This is a genomic window from Mycobacterium avium subsp. avium (assembly GCF_009741445.1).
Taxonomy (GTDB): domain Bacteria; phylum Actinomycetota; class Actinomycetes; order Mycobacteriales; family Mycobacteriaceae; genus Mycobacterium; species Mycobacterium avium.
Genome location: NZ_CP046507.1, coordinates 1,515,731 through 1,530,985 on the forward strand (window position 1 = coordinate 1,515,731; position 15,255 = coordinate 1,530,985).

The window sequence follows — 15,255 nt, forward strand, 5'->3', positions numbered from 1 at the left end:
GGAAGCTGCACGTCCGAAGCATGGCACATGCAATGTTTTCCTGGCAAGAACCCTGACTTAAGGTGCTGTGCATGTGGCAACGCGCTGGCAGGGCGGATTGCGCCGATGACTGAACGAGTACGAACCGCCCCACGCCGTCCCAGTGACGGGCGACAGGAGCGCGGCGATCGGACCCGCGAATTACTCATCGACGAGACGGTCCGGTGCATTCGCGAGGAAGGCTTCTCCGCGGCTAGTACACGGCACATCATCGAACGAGCCGGCCTCAGTTGGGGTGTCATCCAACATCACTTCGGCGACCGCGATGGTCTGCTGACTGCGGTAATCGAAGACGCGGTTGACAAGCTCTGCACAGCACTTGATCTGATAGCCGATCCGGCTCACGTCACAGACACCGAAGAACTGGTGCGAGCGACGTGGGAAGCGTTCGCCAATCCAAAAGCAATGGCAGGCCTTGAAATTCTCATCTCCACCAAACGGTTGCGCGGCGCGCTTGAGGGCCAGCCCATGCAACGTCTGGGCGCGGCGCTGGCGAACATGATGGCGCGGTTAAATGCCGCGACCGATGGCAAACACGCCGTCGCCCTGGGCATGCTGCTGTGGACCACACCGGTAGCGATGATGATCGCGGAGATGTTCGCCGCTCGTCCGCTATCCGCAGAGGATGCCCGGAAGGCGGTTGCCGATCTGATCGATGCGCATCACTGAGCGTGGATCCGCCTACAAGCTATAGCCGTCGGCCATGCAACGGGCTGCGGGCGCTGTGTGTGGCTAGCAGCCGGCGAGTGCCCTAACCGTTTGCCATTTAAAAGGTATTTCGGAAGTTCACGCCCAACCCCGCACCAACACCTTCCACCACCCCGAAAAACTCCTACAGGGTGAGGACGGGGGCGAGGACGACGGGGACGAAGACGAAGACAGCGAAGGCGACGACGACGGTTAGTCGGGCTGCGAGGCGCTCGGGCGCGCCGACCCCTCCACGGCGCTCGGGCGCGCCGCCTCTTGGGCGGCGATGTAGCCGTACACCAGCCCCTGCGCGATCGTCGCCCCGGCGCCCGGATACGTCGTGCCGAACGCATTGGCGGCGGTGTTGCCGATGGCGTACAGCCCGGCGATCGGCCCGCCGTCCTCGCGCAGCACCCGCGCGCGCTCGTCGGTCTTCAGCCCGCCGCAGGTGCCCAGATCCGACAGCACCATCCGCACCGCGTAGAACGGTCCGTCGAACAACGGCCGCAGGTTGGGGTTCGGCTTGACCGTCGGGTCGCCGTAGTAGCGGTCGTAGGCGCTGCGGCCGCGGCCGAAGTCGGGATCCTCTCCGGCGGCGGCGTTTTGGTTGAACCGGGTCATCGTCTCGACGAACTCCGGCACCGGCACGCCGATGCCCGCGCCCAGCTCGGCGAGGTTGTCGGCCCGCACGGCGATGCCGGCGTCATACCACGCCTGCGGGATACGCATCCGCGGAAACAGTTCGGCCCCAAAGACATAACTGTTGCGGTACTGCTGATCGAAGACGATCCACATCGACTCGACCGGGCTGCCGGACCGCTCCAACTCGAGCAGCCGCTGCCCGAACGACATGTAATCGGTTGCCTCGTTGACGAACCGGCGCCCGTGCTGGTCCACGATCAGGCAGCCCGGCAGCGAGCGTTCCGCGAGCATCACCGCGGGCGCCTTGCCGGGCAGCGGCGCCACCGCGGGGAACCACCACGCCTGATCCATCAGGTCGATCGCGGCGCCGATCTCCTGGCCGGCGCGGATCCCGTCGCCGGTGTTGCCGGCGGCGCCTAGACTCAGGTCGGCGCCCAACGATTCCGACTGAAACTTCCACCGCATCTCCATCCGATGGTCGAAGCCGCCGGTGGCCAGCACAACGCCGCGGCGCGCGCTGATCGTCACCTCGCGCCCGCCGTGCTCGACGACGGCCCCGCTCACCCGCTCACCCCGGCGCGTCAGACGCGTCAGGGTGGTGCCGGTCCAGATCGGGATCCCGGCGCGCAGCACCCCGGTGAACAGCCCGGCCATCAAACCCTGACCGCCGGCCGCGTAGCGCCGGCCCAGCATGCGTCCGCCCACGCCCTGCACCAGGCGCTTGGCGTAGACGGGAATCCCCTTGCGCGGCAACCGGGCCACCAGGTTCATCCACCGGTAATCGGCGCCCGTCGTCGGCATCGGAACCGTCACCTCCATCAGGCCGGGCTCCAACCGGGTGCGGTACTCGCCGAGCAGCGAAGTGTCGAAGGGGCGGCATTCACAGGTGCGCCCGGCCGCACTGCCGCCCGGCTCCTCCGGGTGATAGTCGGAGTAATCGCGGGCCCAGAACAGCCGCAGCGGCGTGGTCCGGCGCAGCATCTCCACCGTCGCGGACACCTGCGCGACGAACGCCGCCGACCGCTGCGGCGGCGCCGAACCCGCGACCACCGAATCCAGGTAGGTGCCGGCGCGTTCCGCGGTGTCGCCGGCGTTCGCCTCGTCCAGCACCGGGCTGGCCGGCAGCCACAGCGCGCCGCCGGAGCGGGCGGTGGAGCCGCCCACGTACGATGATTTCTCCACGATCAGCACCGACAACCCCAGTTCGTGGGCGGCCAGCGCCGCGGCCATGCCGGTGCCGGAGCCGACGACGAGCAGGTCGACGGCGGTGTCGGCCACGGGAAGTCCGGCAGGAATCGTCGCGCTGTGCGTCGTCACAGCGAAAACGGTATGTCGCGGCACCGTGATACCGGAATAGCCGTCCTGATGAGTGGAACAGACACCCCCACGGGCGGGTCCGGCTGCGTTGAATCGTGCGCATGCATGACACCGACGAAATCCGGCTCATCGAGGCCCAGGCCGTCCCGACCCGGTTTGCCCGCGGCTGGCATTGCCTGGGCCTGATCCGGGATTTCGGTGACGGCAAGCCGCACCCGATCAACGCCTTCGGGCAGAAACTGGTCGTCTTCCGCGGCGGCGACGGCGCCATCAACGTGCTCGACGGCTATTGCCGGCACATGGGCGGCGACCTGTCCAGGGGTGAGGTGAAGGGCAACGAGATCGCCTGCCCCTTCCACGATTGGCGCTGGGGCGGCGACGGCCGGTGCAAGCAGGTGCCCTACAGCCGGCGCACGCCCCGACTGGCCCGCACCCGGGCCTGGACCACCCTGCAGCAGGACGGCATGTTGTTCGTGTGGAACGACCCGGAGGGCAATCCGCCGCCGCCGGAGGTAACGATCCCGCGCATCGAGGGTGCCGGCAGCGACGAATGGACCGACTGGCATTGGTATAGCACTGTCGTGCAAAGCAATTGCCGCGAGATCATCGACAACGTCGTGGACATGGCGCACTTCTTCTACATCCACGGGTCGCTTCCCAAGCAGTTCAAGAACATCTTCGAAGGCCACGTGGCCACCCAATACATGAACAGCGCCGGGCGCCCCGATATCGGCGGTGAGGGCGCGAGGATGCTCGGCACCACTTCGGTGGCCTCCTATTGGGGACCGTCGTTCATGATCGACGACCTGACCTATCACTACGAGGACGCCGACCACCAAACGGTGCTGATCAATTGTCACTACCCGATCGACGCGAATTCTTTTGTGCTGCAATACGGCATCATCGTCAAGAAATCGGATGCGCTGCCCGACGACCTGGCCATGCAGACCGCGATCGCGCTCGGCGACTTCGTCAAGCTCGGCTTCGAGCAGGACGTCGAGATCTGGCGGCACAAGGCGCGCATCGACAACCCGCTGCTGGTCGAGGAAGACGGGCCGGTGTATCAGCTGCGCCGCTGGTATCAGCAGTTCTACGTCGACGTCGCCGACGTGCAACTCGACATGGTCGACCGCTTCGAATTCGAGCTGGACACCACCCGACCCTACGCCGCATGGATGAAAGAGGTCGAGGCCAACTTGGCGGCCAGGACCTGAAGGTGCTGAAAATGCCTGTGCGCGAGGATGTTCGGCTCGTCGACATGCCCATGGCGCCGGTGATGTGCCAAGACTGCGGAGCGCGGGTCATGGCCCGCAAAAGCAGCTGGAACCAAACCAGCGTGCAATGGGATGCCGACGCTTCGGCTCGCTGCATCGAGCGCCGCGACGCCGAATGCCTGGCCGGCCATCACCGGGGGCCGTTCCTGGGATGTACCGCGCTGCGGGAGTCGATCCAGGCCGCCGTCGCCAGAGGAGAATTGGCGATCGTCGACCCCCTCGGCTGACGTAGTCTGACCGCATGAGTGGTGTGAGGCGGGTGGCCGTGGTGACCGGCGCGAGCCGCGGCGCGGGACGCGGCATCTCGGCCGCGCTGGCAGATCGCGGCTGGCGGGTGTACGCGACGAGCCGCACCATCGGCGACACCCCGTCCGGTGTGGTGCCCGTCCGCGTCGATCACCGCGACGACGCGGCCGTGTCGGACCTGTTCGACCGTGTGCGGCGGGAGAGCGGGCGGCTCGACCTTCTGGTCAACAACGCCGCGACGATCTCCGACAATTTGGTCAGGCCAAAGCCCTTCTGGGAGAAGCCACTCGACTTGGCCGATGTGCTCGATGTGGGATTGCGGTCGTCTTATGTGGCGTCCTGGTACGCCGCGCCGCTGTTGGTTGCGGGCGGACGCGGGCTGATTGCGTTCACGTCGTCGCCGGGGTCGGTGTGCTACATGCACGGTCCCGCGTACGGCGCGCAGAAGGCCGGAGCCGACAAGATGGCCGCAGACATGGCGGTGGACTTCCGGGGCACCGGGGTTGCGACGGTGTCGATATGGATGGGCATCCTGCTGACCGAAAAGCTGCGCGCCGCTTTCGGTGCGGATCCGGCCGCGCTGGCCGCGACCGCCGAGCATGCCGAAACCCCGGAATTCACAGGCTATGTGATCGATGCGCTGTTCGACGACCCGGGTCTGGCGGAGCTCAGCGGGCAGACGCTGATCGGGGCGGAACTCGCGCAGCGCTACGGCATCACCGACGAGGGCGGCCGCCGCCCACCGTCCCATCGGGACATGCTCGGCTCGCCCCGGACGCCGAGCAGCGTCGTGGTGCGCTAGTGCGCTAGCGCCGGTCAACCCTCAAAGACGCCGAGCGCTCCGACGTACGCGCGGTCGCCCATGGCCCGCTCGGTCAGGCACCACGATCCGTCGGTCGGCAGTCGTGTCAGGCGTGTGCGCCGCCGTCGACGCGAATCTCCGTCCCGGTGATGAACGCGCCGTCGTCGGAGGCCACCATCGCGATCACCGAGGCGACTGCGCTCGGGTCGCCCAGTATTTCACTGTCTTTGCCGTGCAGGAGCGGGGTTTGCTTGGCCCACAGGCCGACGTCATACCCGTCGGGCATTTTGTCCAACGTGCTGTTGGCCAGTGCCGTCGAGACTCCGCCGGGTTGGATGTTGACCGCGCGCAGCCCTTGCTTCGCGTACTCCAGCGCCAGCGAATGGGTGAAGCTCAAGATGCCGCCCTTGCTGGCGGCATACGCGGCCATGTAGGGATGTGCGAACGATGCGGCGGTGGAGGTGAAGTTCACCACCACACCGCGCCCGGAGTCCAGCAGCGCCGGCAGCGCCTGGCGGGTCATCAGGAAGGTGCCGGTCAGATTGACGGCCAACGTCCTGTTCCAGTCGGCCAGCGTGGTCTGGTGAGTGTGCGAACACGTCTGTATGGCCGCAACATTCACCAGCACCTCAAGGCCGCCGAGGTCGGCTACCGCGGCATCGACGGCGGCAATGACATCCCCTTCGACCGAGATATCCAGGACGGCGGTGGTCAGGCGTTTGCCGGTGCCGGCGTCGTCGGCGGCGGCCCTCGTGCGCGCCAACCCCTCCGCGGAGATGTCGTAGGCCACGATGGTGGCGCCCTCGTCGAGCAGCCGGGCTGCGGTGGCCGCACCGATCCCGGAGCCGGCCCCGGTCACGATTGCGCGGCGGCCTGCGAAACGGTCCATGACGCAATGCCTCTCGGTGATCAGGCCGGCTGAAACGCGCTCAGCGGCGCTTGGTCGGGATAGCTGGTCGGACCCCCCACGTCATAGGCGGCGTTGAGGGCAGCGATGAATTCTGGGTCATGCAGTGGCGCGCTCGGGGCGTCGAGTTTGATGCCCTTGGCATGGAGGTCGTCCAGCATCATGTCGATCGCGCGGTCGATGGTGATGTCGTCGGAGCCTTCCATATTTTTCTTGAGCTCGTCATAGTCGGAGAAAACCTCGGCCGACCAGTGGACCAGGAATCGCAACTCGTCAGTGTGGTGGCGGGCGATCACGTCCTCGCCGTTCTTGAGCAACCAGTGGTTGCGATCGGACGGGTCACCCGTGAACACGGTGTCGAACGCCAAACCGGACGGAATCTGTTGTTCCAGTGGCCCGTTGGCTTCGCCGCGGTGAACCATCATCTCGTTTTGCACCACCACGCCGCGGTTGTTGATCGGCGGCAGCACTCGCGCCGGGGCTTTCAACGGACCGTCGGGCCAGTAGGTGAAGCCACTTCCGGTGTCCAGGCAGAACCACGTGATCACCTGGGCCATTTTGATCAGGTAGTCGGAGAACAATCCCGACTTGCCCATGACGCTGCACAGCCAGGTGGGTGCGTTCTCGTGGCGCACGCCGCGAAAACTCGGCGAATCCAAGTGGCCGGGATCGCGGTTGGCGCAAGGCCCATTGATGTTGAACAGCATCATCTCCGGCTTGGCGTACTCAGCGTTCCAGTAGCGCTTGGCATGTTCAAGGAAGGCGGCGTTGTAGAAGCAGTCGTGTAGTTCCGGGTACAGCACGGTGCCATAGTTGGCGAGGTAGCCGCGGAACGTCGGCGTGAGAAACAGGTCCAGCGAGGGCGTGAACCCCTCGGGAAACGCACCGCTCATCGTCGCCATCAGTTCGTCGGCCGACGCGAAGTGCTGCGCGATGATGAGGCGCCACGGACCGCGCGTGTGCACCACATTCAATAGGCGCTCACGCTGATCGTCGGTGTACACATTGTCGATTTCGCGGGGCGGCGCGACCGGCCGCAGTACGTCGGAAAGCTCCATCCGGCGCTCGTCGCTGAGCATCACCTGCCTCCTTTGCGGTCACGATCGGTCGATTGTGCGCAGCGTTACCGCGTTGGGGTGGAATGCTGTCCGGTGATCGGGACGTCAAACCGGAGCGGATGAGTAAACTTGGCCCGCAGCAACCCACCGATCTCCGCGATGGCCAGCCGGCCGCGTGCTGTGGCATCGGAGCGCATCAGGAAGCCGTGGTACATGCCGGGATATCGGGTGACGGTGGTCTGGACGCCGGCGTCACGCAGGCGGTCCGCGTAGCGCTCGCCCCAGTCCCGGATGGGGTCGCAGCCCGCGGTGACCACGATCGCCGGCGGCAGACCCGACAGGTCGGCCGCATACGCCGGGACCAGATACGGGTCGGTCGGAGGACCGGCATCGCCGTCGACCAGCGCGTGCATGTAGTCGATGTCGTCGCGAATGAGCAGCGGAGCGTCGGGCATTGCCGCGATCGAGGCAACGGACATGTCGCGGTCCAACCCGGGATACAGCAGCACCTGCGCGCAGATCGGCGGTCCGCGGCGATCGCGCGCGGCCAGGGCGACGGCCGCGGCCAGCGAGCCGCCGGCGCTGTCGCCGATGACCGCGAGCCGATCGGCATCGACGCCTAATTCCCCGGCCTTCCGCGATACCCATTCGGTGGCGGCGTAGGCGTCGTCGAACTGGGCGGGCGGCGGTGACTCCGGGGCCAGCCGGTAGTCCACGGCGACGACCGTGGCCGCTGACGCGGAGGCGAGCTCGCGGGCCAGTGGTTCGAATGAGCGGTTGGATCCCATCACCAGTCCGCCGCCGTGCAGATACACCAGCACCGCCACACCGGAATCCGTTGTGGGCCGGTAGATCCTGACGGGGATGCCGCCGGCGGCGCTGGGCACGAGCGCCTCGGTGACGCTGGCCATCTCGGGCATGGTCGCCGGCCGCGGTGCGGACTCCAGCCCGGCGCGCACCGCGGGCAGACCCCGTTGCCGCATCGGAGCGGTCTCGCCGAACGAGGCGATGCGGGCGGTCGCGTCGGGATCCAGTGGGGGAGAAGTCATGTCTTGTCAGTCTGGCGCGGAGTCGAACCGTGTCTCGGTCCGCAGTCGTGGGGCCTGTTGCGCGGCAAGCACTTTGGCCCGTTCGCGCATCGCCGCGCCGACGCTTTCCGGATGAGTGTGCAGGTAGAAGTGACCCTCGGTCGATTGCCTGAAGATCATCTCGGCGGCTTCCAGCGCATCCATGGACGCGGCCTTGATGCCGAGCATGGCCGAGCGGTGGGCTTCGGCCGCGGCCGCATCGGTGGCTGCATCGGGGTCGACGCCGCCCGCCGACTCGAAGATGTTGGAGCGCACCGGCCCCGGCAGCACGGCCTGGACGTGAACGTGATCGTCGTGCCCGGTGGCCTGCACCTCGAGGTGCAGGCATTCGGTCAGCGACAGCACCGCGTGCTTACTCACGATGTAGGGCGCCTGCAACGGCATCGCCACCACCGCACCCACCGATGCGATGTTCCACACCCACGCCTGCTGTCCGGCGGCCATCATCTTCGGCAGAAACGCGCGTACGCCGTAGAACACGCCGCTGACGTTGACGTCCATGACGCGCTGCCAGTTGACCACCGGTGTGTCCCACAAATAGCCGAACTGTTCGATGCCCGCATTGTTCACCAGCAGGCGCACCGGCCCGATGTCATAGGCGCGGTCGGCGAGGTCCTGCACGGCGGCGGGATCGCGGACGTCGCAGGCGGCGTCGTGCGCCGCGCCGCCTCCCGCGGCCAACTCGTCGCGCAACGCCGCGACGGCGTCGCGGTCGATGTCGGCCAGCACGACCGTCATGCCCAACCCACAGGCGTAGCGGGCCAGGCCGGCGCCGAGGCCGGACCCGGCGCCGGTGATCACCGCGACTCCACCCGCGAAGGTGCTGCGAGCGTCCATCCTTATGAGCCCACACCGCTTTCGGCGTGCAGTTCGGACAGGAGCACCGAGCTGGTGGTGTCGAGAATTACGTCCATCTGGCTGAACTCCAGTCCGTGGGCACCGCGCCGAACGCCGACGTTGACGACGGCGCTGGACACCGCGAACGGCACGAAGTTGGCGATCTGGTTGACAAAGAGGTAGAACCGCGCCCGGGTGATGTCGCCGTCGGACCCGATGCGGTGCACGTTGGTGGCGTGATGCCGCAATGGGTACGGACTCTGCTTGCGGTGCTCCGACAGCCATTCCATTACCGCGTCGCGACCGCTGAGTTTCGGTGACATGAGCTCCTCGAAAGGGCTTGCACCGGAATCGCTTCGGGTCAGGTAGTGCACATCCTCGGCGTAGCTGGCCGCGAGCTCGTCGTAGTGCGCCTCATCGTAGTGGTACCAGAAGGCCCCGATGAATTCCTGTAATTCGGGCAGCGTGATGTCGTCGCTCATCCCGTCAGTCAACTCCGAGCGTGCAGTTGCTAGCACCTCGGATGCCCGGTCAGTGGAACACCGTCGGGGCTCAGTTGGTGATCAGCCTGCGCGGCGAGACTATTTTTCTGGATTACGGTAGGTGCCCGTGCGCGCGTGGGTCGGCCGCGTCCCGCTGAGTAGGCACGGGCCTGCTGAAGGCGGCGGACCGCTTCGATACTCGTAGGCATGAGCACTGGCATGCCCGTCACGACTGAAAGCGCAAGAGCGGCGGGTCCGGACCCCTACGACGTCGGCGAACTGCGGGCCAACCTGCGGCAGGCGGATCCCGGGGTGCTCGTCGCGGTGCTCGCCCAGCTGACCGGGGACCCGGCCGTCGCCGATCGGTTCGCGCCGAAAATCACCCATGTGCCCGACCCGCCGGAGCAGGCGGGCGTCACCGACCCGGAGACGGCCGCCCAGCTCGTCGACGAGATCGTCACGGCGTTGAGGACGCCGCGGCGAGCGGACGCGGTACCCGCCGACGACCTCGACCTCTTCGCTCGTGTGGCGCCCGTCGCGCTGGGCGGAGAAGTCGGCCCCGAGTATCTCGGACTGCTCCTCGAGCAGGGCGGTTTCCAGCCTTCCCAACCGGTACTTCCGCGCACCGCAAAGCTTCCCGCGGGATTCCGGGTGGTCATCATCGGCGCCGGGATCGCCGGCATCACCGCCGCGCTCGCCTGCGCGGACGCCGGCATCGAGTATCAGATCATCGAGCGCAACGACGAGGTGGGCGGAACCTGGTACACCACCAGGTACCCCGGCATCGGGGTGGACACCCCCTCGGCGTATTACTCACTGTCCCGCGACATCAACGGTGACTGGTCGAGCTACTACCCGCAGGGTGCGGAGTATCAGGCCTATCTGGTATCGGTGGCGGACAAAAACGACCTGCGCAAGCACACCCGGTTCGGCACCGAGGTGGAAGCGTTGTGGTGGCAGGAGCGGCGTCGGCAGTGGCAGATCCATTCGGTCGGCCCGGACGGAACCCGCGACGTCAGTTACGCGAACGTGGTGATTCCGGCCGCCGGCTACCTGAATCGGCCGCGGTGGCCGGAACTGGCCGGCCGCGAGACGTTCTCGGGGATTTCGATCCATTCCGCGCACTGGGACCTCGAGCTGGATCTCACCGGTAAGAGGGTCGCGATCATCGGAGCCGGGTGCACCGCGGTCCAGATCGTCGACGCCTGCGTGGACCAGGTTGCGCACCTGACGGTCTTCCAACGCCAACCGCACTGGGTCGCACCGCGCCGACGGGCATCCGACGACGTCCCCGCCTATCAGCGCTGGTTGGGCACCCGACTTCCGTACTACGCCAACTGGATTCGGCTCAAGTCATATTGGGGGACGGCGGACACCAACTATCCGGTAATCCTGCATGACCCGCAATGGGCGGCCGAGCACCTGTCGGTTTCGCCGGCCAACGACGTGTTGCTGCGCATGTGTCTGGATTACATCGATCGCGTGTTCGGCGCGGGCAGCGAGCTGGCCCGCAAGGTCACCCCCGACTTTGCGCCCTACGGCAAACGGATCATCCGCGATCCGGGCGGCTATTACGCGGCGCTGGCCCGCGAGCACGTGGACGTCGAGGCCAGCGAACCGGCCCGCGTCAATCAGGCCGGAATCGTCACGGCCGACGGCCGCCAAATCGACCTCGACGTCATCATCTACGCGACCGGTTACTATCTGGATTTCCTTTCCACCGTGGACATCCGGGGCCGCGACGGCAAGAAGCTGACCGACGAGTGGGGCGACGCCCCCCGGGCCTACCGGGGCGGAATGGTGCCCGGGTTCCCGAACATGTTCATCTCCTCGGCCCCCAACTACAGCCCGGGTCACGGGGCCGGGCACAACTTCGGGGTCGAGGTGATGGTGCACTACGTGATGGAATGCCTGCAGTTGATGGCGCTGCGCCGGGCCACCACCGTGGAGGTGACGCAGCGCGCCTACGAGGAATACGTCGCGGACATCGATGCCCTCATGGCGGGCACCGTGTGGTGCCACACGCCCTCGGCGCACACCTATTACCGCTCGGGCGGAGGCCGGATCGTGACCGCGTTCCCCTATCGGCTCGTCGATTTCTGGCGCGACCATCGTGCGCCGAGCGAGGAAGATCTCGAGTTGCGATGAGCCGCTTACTGTCCGGCAAAACGGCGTTGGTCACCGGTAGCAGCCGCGGCATAGGTCGCGCGGTCGCGCAGCGCCTGGCCGCCGCAGGGGCCACGGTCGCGGTGACCGCACGCTCGCACTCGTCGTCCCCATCGACGCGGGCCGGTACGGCCACCGCGCTGCCCGGCACCATCGGCGAAACGATCGAACTGATCGAAGCCGCCGGTGGTTCGGCGTTCGGGATCGCGGCCGACCTCGAAGACGCCGACCAGCGGGACGGTTTGGTCGATGCGGTCCTCGACCGCACGGGCCGCATCGACATTCTGGTCAACAACGCCGGTTTCGCCGACTACTCGTTGGTCGAAGACATGAGTTTGGAAACGTTCGATCGCACCGTGGAGCACTACCTTCGCGTCCCGTTCGTCCTGACGAAATGCGCTGTGCCGCATATGCGCAAGCAAGGGGCGGGGTGGATCGTCAACATCGGATCGGTCACGGGCGTGGCCCCGGTCAGGCCGTACCGGGAGTACAACAAGGCCTCCGGCGACGTGGTCTACGCGGCCATGAAAGCCGCCCTGCACCGGTTCACCCAGGGAGTGGCCGCCGAGTTGCTCGACGCCAACATCGCCGTGAACTGCGTCGGCCCGTCGACGGCGGTCCGGACACCCGGTGCCGCGCAACTGATCCCGGAGTCTTTCCCTACCGAACCGGTGGAGTATCTGGCCGAGACCGTGCTGGCGATGTGCCATCTGCCCGCCGCGGAGCGAACAGGGCTGGTCGCGTTCAGCCTGCATTATCCGTGGTCACAGCAGCTACCCGTGCACAGCCTGGACGGCGCGAACCTGTTGCCGCCGTTGCGTCCCCCGGCAAATGCCAATCCGAACATTCTTCCCGCGGGGGTCTAGGTCAGAACCGGATCGGTGCTGATGCAGAAGCTGTGGCAGACGCGGTCGCGCACGATGACGTCGGGACACTCCGGGTCGAACCAACGGTCCACCACCGCCCAATGGATCGGGTGCATCAGGTAGGGCCCCATCAACCCGTCCACGTCGGTGAAGAGCTGTTCGAACACATGGGTCCACGCCGAAGCTCCGGTCGCCTCCTCCACCCGGCTCAGCTGCCAGCCGGTGATGGTGCGCACGTATCGCGGCATCAGCCGCAGGTCCGCCTCGAACCGGGCGACGGTGTCCTCGGCGGTGTCGGGCGACACCGCCAACAGCAGCGTCCGGTACACGGTGCCGGGTATTTTGGCCGGCGTGAACGGGCGTTCCGGAGTAGGTCGTACCGTTCACCCGGCCGACGGCGGGGTCGTCCAGGATGGCCGCGAAACATGCGGCCGTGCAATCCCATTGGCGTTTGGAGGCGAAGCGAAGGTGCACCAGGAGGTCGCCCCCATTGCGGGAGCCGGGCAGTGTCGGCCCCGCCACCCAGTGCAGCGCGCCGGCGTCGGACGCCGCCCGACGCAGTGCGGCAGCCATCCGGTCGCGGTCCTGCTCGGCGATATCGATCAGCCGGGTGACGCTATACATCGCAGAGTACGTCGACGTCCGCGGCGCGCGCGGCGAAGGACCGGGACCGCTCGGCCACCAATTCCCCGATCCGCGACCACCATTCGCCCACGGCCGGATCGGGCCGGCCTTGCCACGTCATCTCCCACCACGCCCGGACGTTGGGCAGTGTCCAGGTGATGGTGACGGTGTTCACCTGGCCCTCGGATGCGTCGAACCAGATGGGTGGACTCACCAGGACGTCGTGCAGCGTCATGCCGCGTTCGCGCGCGCCGGGGGCGTACTCGGCCAGATAGGTGTCGACGAATCGCCGGGCGCATCCGGGCCGGGTCACCACCCGGTCGATGACGAAGACTGCACCGTCGGCCATGAGCCGACCGTATGACACCCGGGGGACGCAGCGGGGCCGGCTCCCGACCACCGGGAACCTCCGGTCAACCGTCGAAGCCGTCGCGTTACCGCCGCAGCAGATCGGCCAGGGCGGCCGCCGCCTCGTTGCGCGCCCGGTGCGCGATGTCGAGCATCGGCATCGTCATGAACCCGTGGATGCCGCCCTCATAACGCAATTGCACGGTCGGCACGCCCGCCGCTTCGAGCGCGGCGCCGAAGGCCAATCCTTCGTCGCGCAGCGGATCGTGGCCGGCGACCACCACGACCGCGGGCGGGAGTCCGCGTAGGTCGGCGTTCAGCGGCGTGGCGTAGGGGTGCGCGCGGTCTCGGGTCGAGGGCACGTAGCAATCCCAGTACCACCGCAGCGCCGGCGCCGGGTTGTAGTAGCCCTGGCCGAAGAGGCGGTACGACTCGGTGTCGAAATCGGCCGCGATCACCGGATAGATCAGCAGTTGGGCCGCCGGCGCCGGGCCGCCGCGGTCGCGACACATGACCGTGGTCACCGCGGCCAGGTTGCCGCCCGCGCTGTCGCCGCCCACGACCAGTCGTGCGGGGTCGGCCCCGAGCGCGTCGGCGTGGTCGCGGGCCCAGCACGTCGCCGCGTACACGTCTTCGGCGGCCGCCGGCCACGCGTTCTCCGGGGCCAACCGGTAGTCGACCGAAACGACAACGGCGGGAACAAGATTGGCAAGATTGCGGCACAGGCCGTCGTGACTGTCAAGGTCGCAGAACACGAAGCCACCGCCGTGGGCGTACACGAGGGCGGGGAGCGGCGCCGCCGCTTCGGGTCGGTATACGCGTATGCGGAGGGGGCCGCCCGGACCCTCGACCAACCGATCGGCCACCTCGGCGACGGGCTCGGGCTGGGCCGGCGGCACCAGCCTGGATCGGATCAGCGCTCGGGCCTCGGCGCCGCTCATCTGCTGCACGGGTGGAAACCCGCTGTCCAATTGCTCGATGATCGCCGCGATCTGCGGCTCGAGGCTCACGCGTACTGCAGGGCGGGGCGCGGCTTGGGCACCGGATGCTGCGGCCGCATCGGCGGCAACGGCCGCAGGCGCTGCAGGGTCGGCGCGACCCGTTGCGGGCCTCCCTCCACGTTGCGCCACACGCCCATCGCGGTCATCCGTACCGGCGCTGCCAGCCGCTGGTCGAGCGCCATGCGCTGCAGCGGACCGCACACCGACACGGCTGCGGCAGCTTCGCCGGGACCGCCGATTGGAGCTGCGACACAGCCAAACCCGAGCAAGGATTCTTCGCGTTCGAAAGCGACGCCGTGCGCCCTGACCTTGGCGAGTTCGGCCGCCAGTTGCGGGGCGCTGGAAATCGAGTATTTGGTCGGGCGAGCCCCCAGGTCGAGGTCGGTCGCCTCGTCGCGGTAAGCCAGGATCGCCTTGCCGACGGCCGTACAGTGCGCCGGCTGACGGCCCCCGACCCGGCTCGGGATCACACTGTTCAGCCGGTCACCGACCTTCTCCAGATAAACGACGTCGGGGCCGTCCAGCACCGCCAGGTGCACGACAAGCCCGGTGGCACGGTGCAATTCGACCAACAAGGGGGTGGCTGCGCGCACCAGACGATCCTGGTGCACGGCCAGCGAGCCCAGCTCGACGAGGCGCATGCCGAGTTCGTAGTCACGGCCGCTGCGGCGCAGCCAGCGCAACTGGACCAACCGCTCCAGCATCCGGTGCGCCGACGAGCGCGGCAGGCCGGTGCGGCGCACGATCTGGGCCAGCGTCAGGCGTCCCGGCCCGTCGAATGCGTCCAGCACCAGCGAGATGCGGTCGATGACCGCGGTGGGGGTTTCGGCGGGCGCGGGCATATGTCCTCCTGGATGGCATATTCCTATTA

At 67.4% G+C, this 15,255-nt stretch carries 15 protein-coding genes and 1 pseudogene; 6 read left to right on the forward strand and 10 right to left on the reverse strand.

What is annotated here, in order from left to right; genetic code table 11:
* The first annotated feature begins 105 nt into the window (after positions 1-105).
* Positions 106-708 (forward strand): TetR/AcrR family transcriptional regulator, encoded by a 603-nt coding sequence (locus MAA44156_RS07005; protein ID WP_080516360.1) that lies wholly within the window; start codon positions 106-108, stop codon positions 706-708.
* A 231-nt stretch (positions 709-939) separates the two neighbouring features.
* On the opposite strand, the gene MAA44156_RS07010 is transcribed toward MAA44156_RS07005, so the two are convergent.
* Positions 940-2,685: a 3-ketosteroid-delta-1-dehydrogenase gene (locus tag MAA44156_RS07010; RefSeq protein ID WP_023880118.1), complete on the reverse strand. Its 1,746-nt coding sequence runs from the start codon at positions 2,683-2,685 to the stop codon at positions 940-942.
* A gap of 101 nt (positions 2,686-2,786) precedes the next feature.
* On the opposite strand from MAA44156_RS07010, the gene MAA44156_RS07015 reads away from it, so the two are divergent.
* Genes MAA44156_RS07015 through MAA44156_RS07025 form a run of 3 tightly spaced genes read left to right on the forward strand, consistent with a single transcriptional unit; the run spans position 2,787 to position 5,007 of the window.
* A complete protein-coding gene (locus MAA44156_RS07015; RefSeq protein ID WP_009977174.1) occupies positions 2,787-3,899 on the forward strand; it encodes a 3-ketosteroid-9-alpha-monooxygenase, oxygenase component in 1,113 nt (370 codons plus the stop codon).
* 2 nt (positions 3,900-3,901) lie between these two features.
* The gene (locus MAA44156_RS07020; protein ID WP_024637064.1) at positions 3,902-4,186 is read left to right on the forward strand and encodes a hypothetical protein; all 285 of its coding nucleotides are present in this window, start codon (positions 3,902-3,904) and stop codon (positions 4,184-4,186) included.
* Positions 4,187-4,200: 14 nt separating this feature from the next.
* Positions 4,201-5,007, forward strand: coding sequence for an SDR family NAD(P)-dependent oxidoreductase (locus tag MAA44156_RS07025; RefSeq protein WP_031351670.1), 807 nt, complete (start codon positions 4,201-4,203; stop codon positions 5,005-5,007).
* A 106-nt stretch (positions 5,008-5,113) separates the two neighbouring features.
* On the opposite strand, the gene MAA44156_RS07030 is transcribed toward MAA44156_RS07025, so the two are convergent.
* The 5 genes from MAA44156_RS07030 to MAA44156_RS07050 are packed head-to-tail and all read right to left on the reverse strand — an operon-like array spanning position 5,114 to position 9,379.
* Positions 5,114-5,896, reverse strand: coding sequence for an SDR family NAD(P)-dependent oxidoreductase (locus MAA44156_RS07030; RefSeq protein ID WP_009977170.1), 783 nt, complete (start codon positions 5,894-5,896; stop codon positions 5,114-5,116).
* A 20-nt stretch (positions 5,897-5,916) separates the two neighbouring features.
* Positions 5,917-6,993, reverse strand: a complete 1,077-nt coding sequence (locus MAA44156_RS07035; protein WP_009977168.1) for a hypothetical protein — start codon at positions 6,991-6,993, stop codon at positions 5,917-5,919.
* 44 nt (positions 6,994-7,037) lie between these two features.
* Entirely contained in the window at positions 7,038-8,021 is a 984-nt protein-coding gene (locus tag MAA44156_RS07040; RefSeq protein WP_009977167.1) for an alpha/beta hydrolase, read from the reverse strand.
* A 6-nt stretch (positions 8,022-8,027) separates the two neighbouring features.
* Positions 8,028-8,897, reverse strand: coding sequence for an SDR family NAD(P)-dependent oxidoreductase (locus MAA44156_RS07045; RefSeq protein ID WP_009977166.1), 870 nt, complete (start codon positions 8,895-8,897; stop codon positions 8,028-8,030).
* Between the two features lie 2 nt (positions 8,898-8,899).
* On the reverse strand, positions 8,900-9,379 hold the full coding sequence (locus MAA44156_RS07050) for a nuclear transport factor 2 family protein (protein WP_009977164.1): 480 nt from the start codon (positions 9,377-9,379) through the stop codon (positions 8,900-8,902).
* Positions 9,380-9,586: 207 nt separating this feature from the next.
* On the opposite strand from MAA44156_RS07050, the gene MAA44156_RS07055 reads away from it, so the two are divergent.
* Positions 9,587-11,527, forward strand: a complete 1,941-nt coding sequence (locus tag MAA44156_RS07055; RefSeq protein WP_009977162.1) for a flavin-containing monooxygenase — start codon at positions 9,587-9,589, stop codon at positions 11,525-11,527.
* On the forward strand, positions 11,524-12,411 hold the full coding sequence (locus tag MAA44156_RS07060) for an SDR family oxidoreductase (protein ID WP_009977161.1): 888 nt from the start codon (positions 11,524-11,526) through the stop codon (positions 12,409-12,411). The genes MAA44156_RS07055 and MAA44156_RS07060 overlap by 4 nt, the downstream gene beginning before the upstream one ends.
* Here the strand turns inward: MAA44156_RS07060 and MAA44156_RS07065 are convergent.
* The 4 genes and pseudogenes from MAA44156_RS07065 to MAA44156_RS07080 all read right to left on the reverse strand — a co-directional run bounded on the left by MAA44156_RS07065 (position 12,408) and on the right by MAA44156_RS07080 (position 15,226).
* Positions 12,408-13,035, reverse strand: a pseudogene (locus tag MAA44156_RS07065) (Dabb family protein). The gene MAA44156_RS07060 and the pseudogene MAA44156_RS07065 sit on opposite strands and share 4 nt — an antisense overlap.
* On the reverse strand, positions 13,028-13,384 hold the full coding sequence (locus tag MAA44156_RS07070) for a hypothetical protein (RefSeq protein WP_009977159.1): 357 nt from the start codon (positions 13,382-13,384) through the stop codon (positions 13,028-13,030). Before MAA44156_RS07070 ends, MAA44156_RS07065 begins: the two are co-directional and overlap by 8 nt.
* Positions 13,385-13,469: 85 nt before the next feature.
* Complete coding sequence (locus MAA44156_RS07075; RefSeq protein ID WP_009977158.1) at positions 13,470-14,393, reverse strand: LipP1 family hormone-sensitive lipase; 924 nt, start codon at positions 14,391-14,393, stop codon at positions 13,470-13,472.
* Positions 14,390-15,226, reverse strand: coding sequence for an IclR family transcriptional regulator (locus MAA44156_RS07080; RefSeq protein ID WP_009977157.1), 837 nt, complete (start codon positions 15,224-15,226; stop codon positions 14,390-14,392). Before MAA44156_RS07080 ends, MAA44156_RS07075 begins: the two co-directional genes overlap by 4 nt.
* Positions 15,227-15,255: the final 29 nt, after the last annotated feature.

Coding starts and splice junctions, on each gene's coding strand:
- MAA44156_RS07005 (WP_080516360.1), top strand. CDS start 106: ATGACTGAACGAGTACGAACCGCCCCACGCCGTCCCAGTGACGGGCGA.
- MAA44156_RS07015 (WP_009977174.1), top strand. CDS start 2,787: ATGCATGACACCGACGAAATCCGGCTCATCGAGGCCCAGGCCGTCCCG.
- MAA44156_RS07025 (WP_031351670.1), top strand. CDS start 4,201: ATGAGTGGTGTGAGGCGGGTGGCCGTGGTGACCGGCGCGAGCCGCGGC.
- MAA44156_RS07030 (WP_009977170.1), bottom strand. CDS start 5,896: ATGGACCGTTTCGCAGGCCGCCGCGCAATCGTGACCGGGGCCGGCTCC.
- MAA44156_RS07035 (WP_009977168.1), bottom strand. CDS start 6,993: ATGCTCAGCGACGAGCGCCGGATGGAGCTTTCCGACGTACTGCGGCCG.
- MAA44156_RS07040 (WP_009977167.1), bottom strand. CDS start 8,021: ATGACTTCTCCCCCACTGGATCCCGACGCGACCGCCCGCATCGCCTCG.
- MAA44156_RS07045 (WP_009977166.1), bottom strand. CDS start 8,897: ATGGACGCTCGCAGCACCTTCGCGGGTGGAGTCGCGGTGATCACCGGC.
- MAA44156_RS07050 (WP_009977164.1), bottom strand. CDS start 9,379: ATGAGCGACGACATCACGCTGCCCGAATTACAGGAATTCATCGGGGCC.
- MAA44156_RS07055 (WP_009977162.1), top strand. CDS start 9,587: ATGAGCACTGGCATGCCCGTCACGACTGAAAGCGCAAGAGCGGCGGGT.
- MAA44156_RS07060 (WP_009977161.1), top strand. CDS start 11,524: ATGAGCCGCTTACTGTCCGGCAAAACGGCGTTGGTCACCGGTAGCAGC.
- MAA44156_RS07070 (WP_009977159.1), bottom strand. CDS start 13,384: ATGGCCGACGGTGCAGTCTTCGTCATCGACCGGGTGGTGACCCGGCCC.
- MAA44156_RS07080 (WP_009977157.1), bottom strand. CDS start 15,226: ATGCCCGCGCCCGCCGAAACCCCCACCGCGGTCATCGACCGCATCTCG.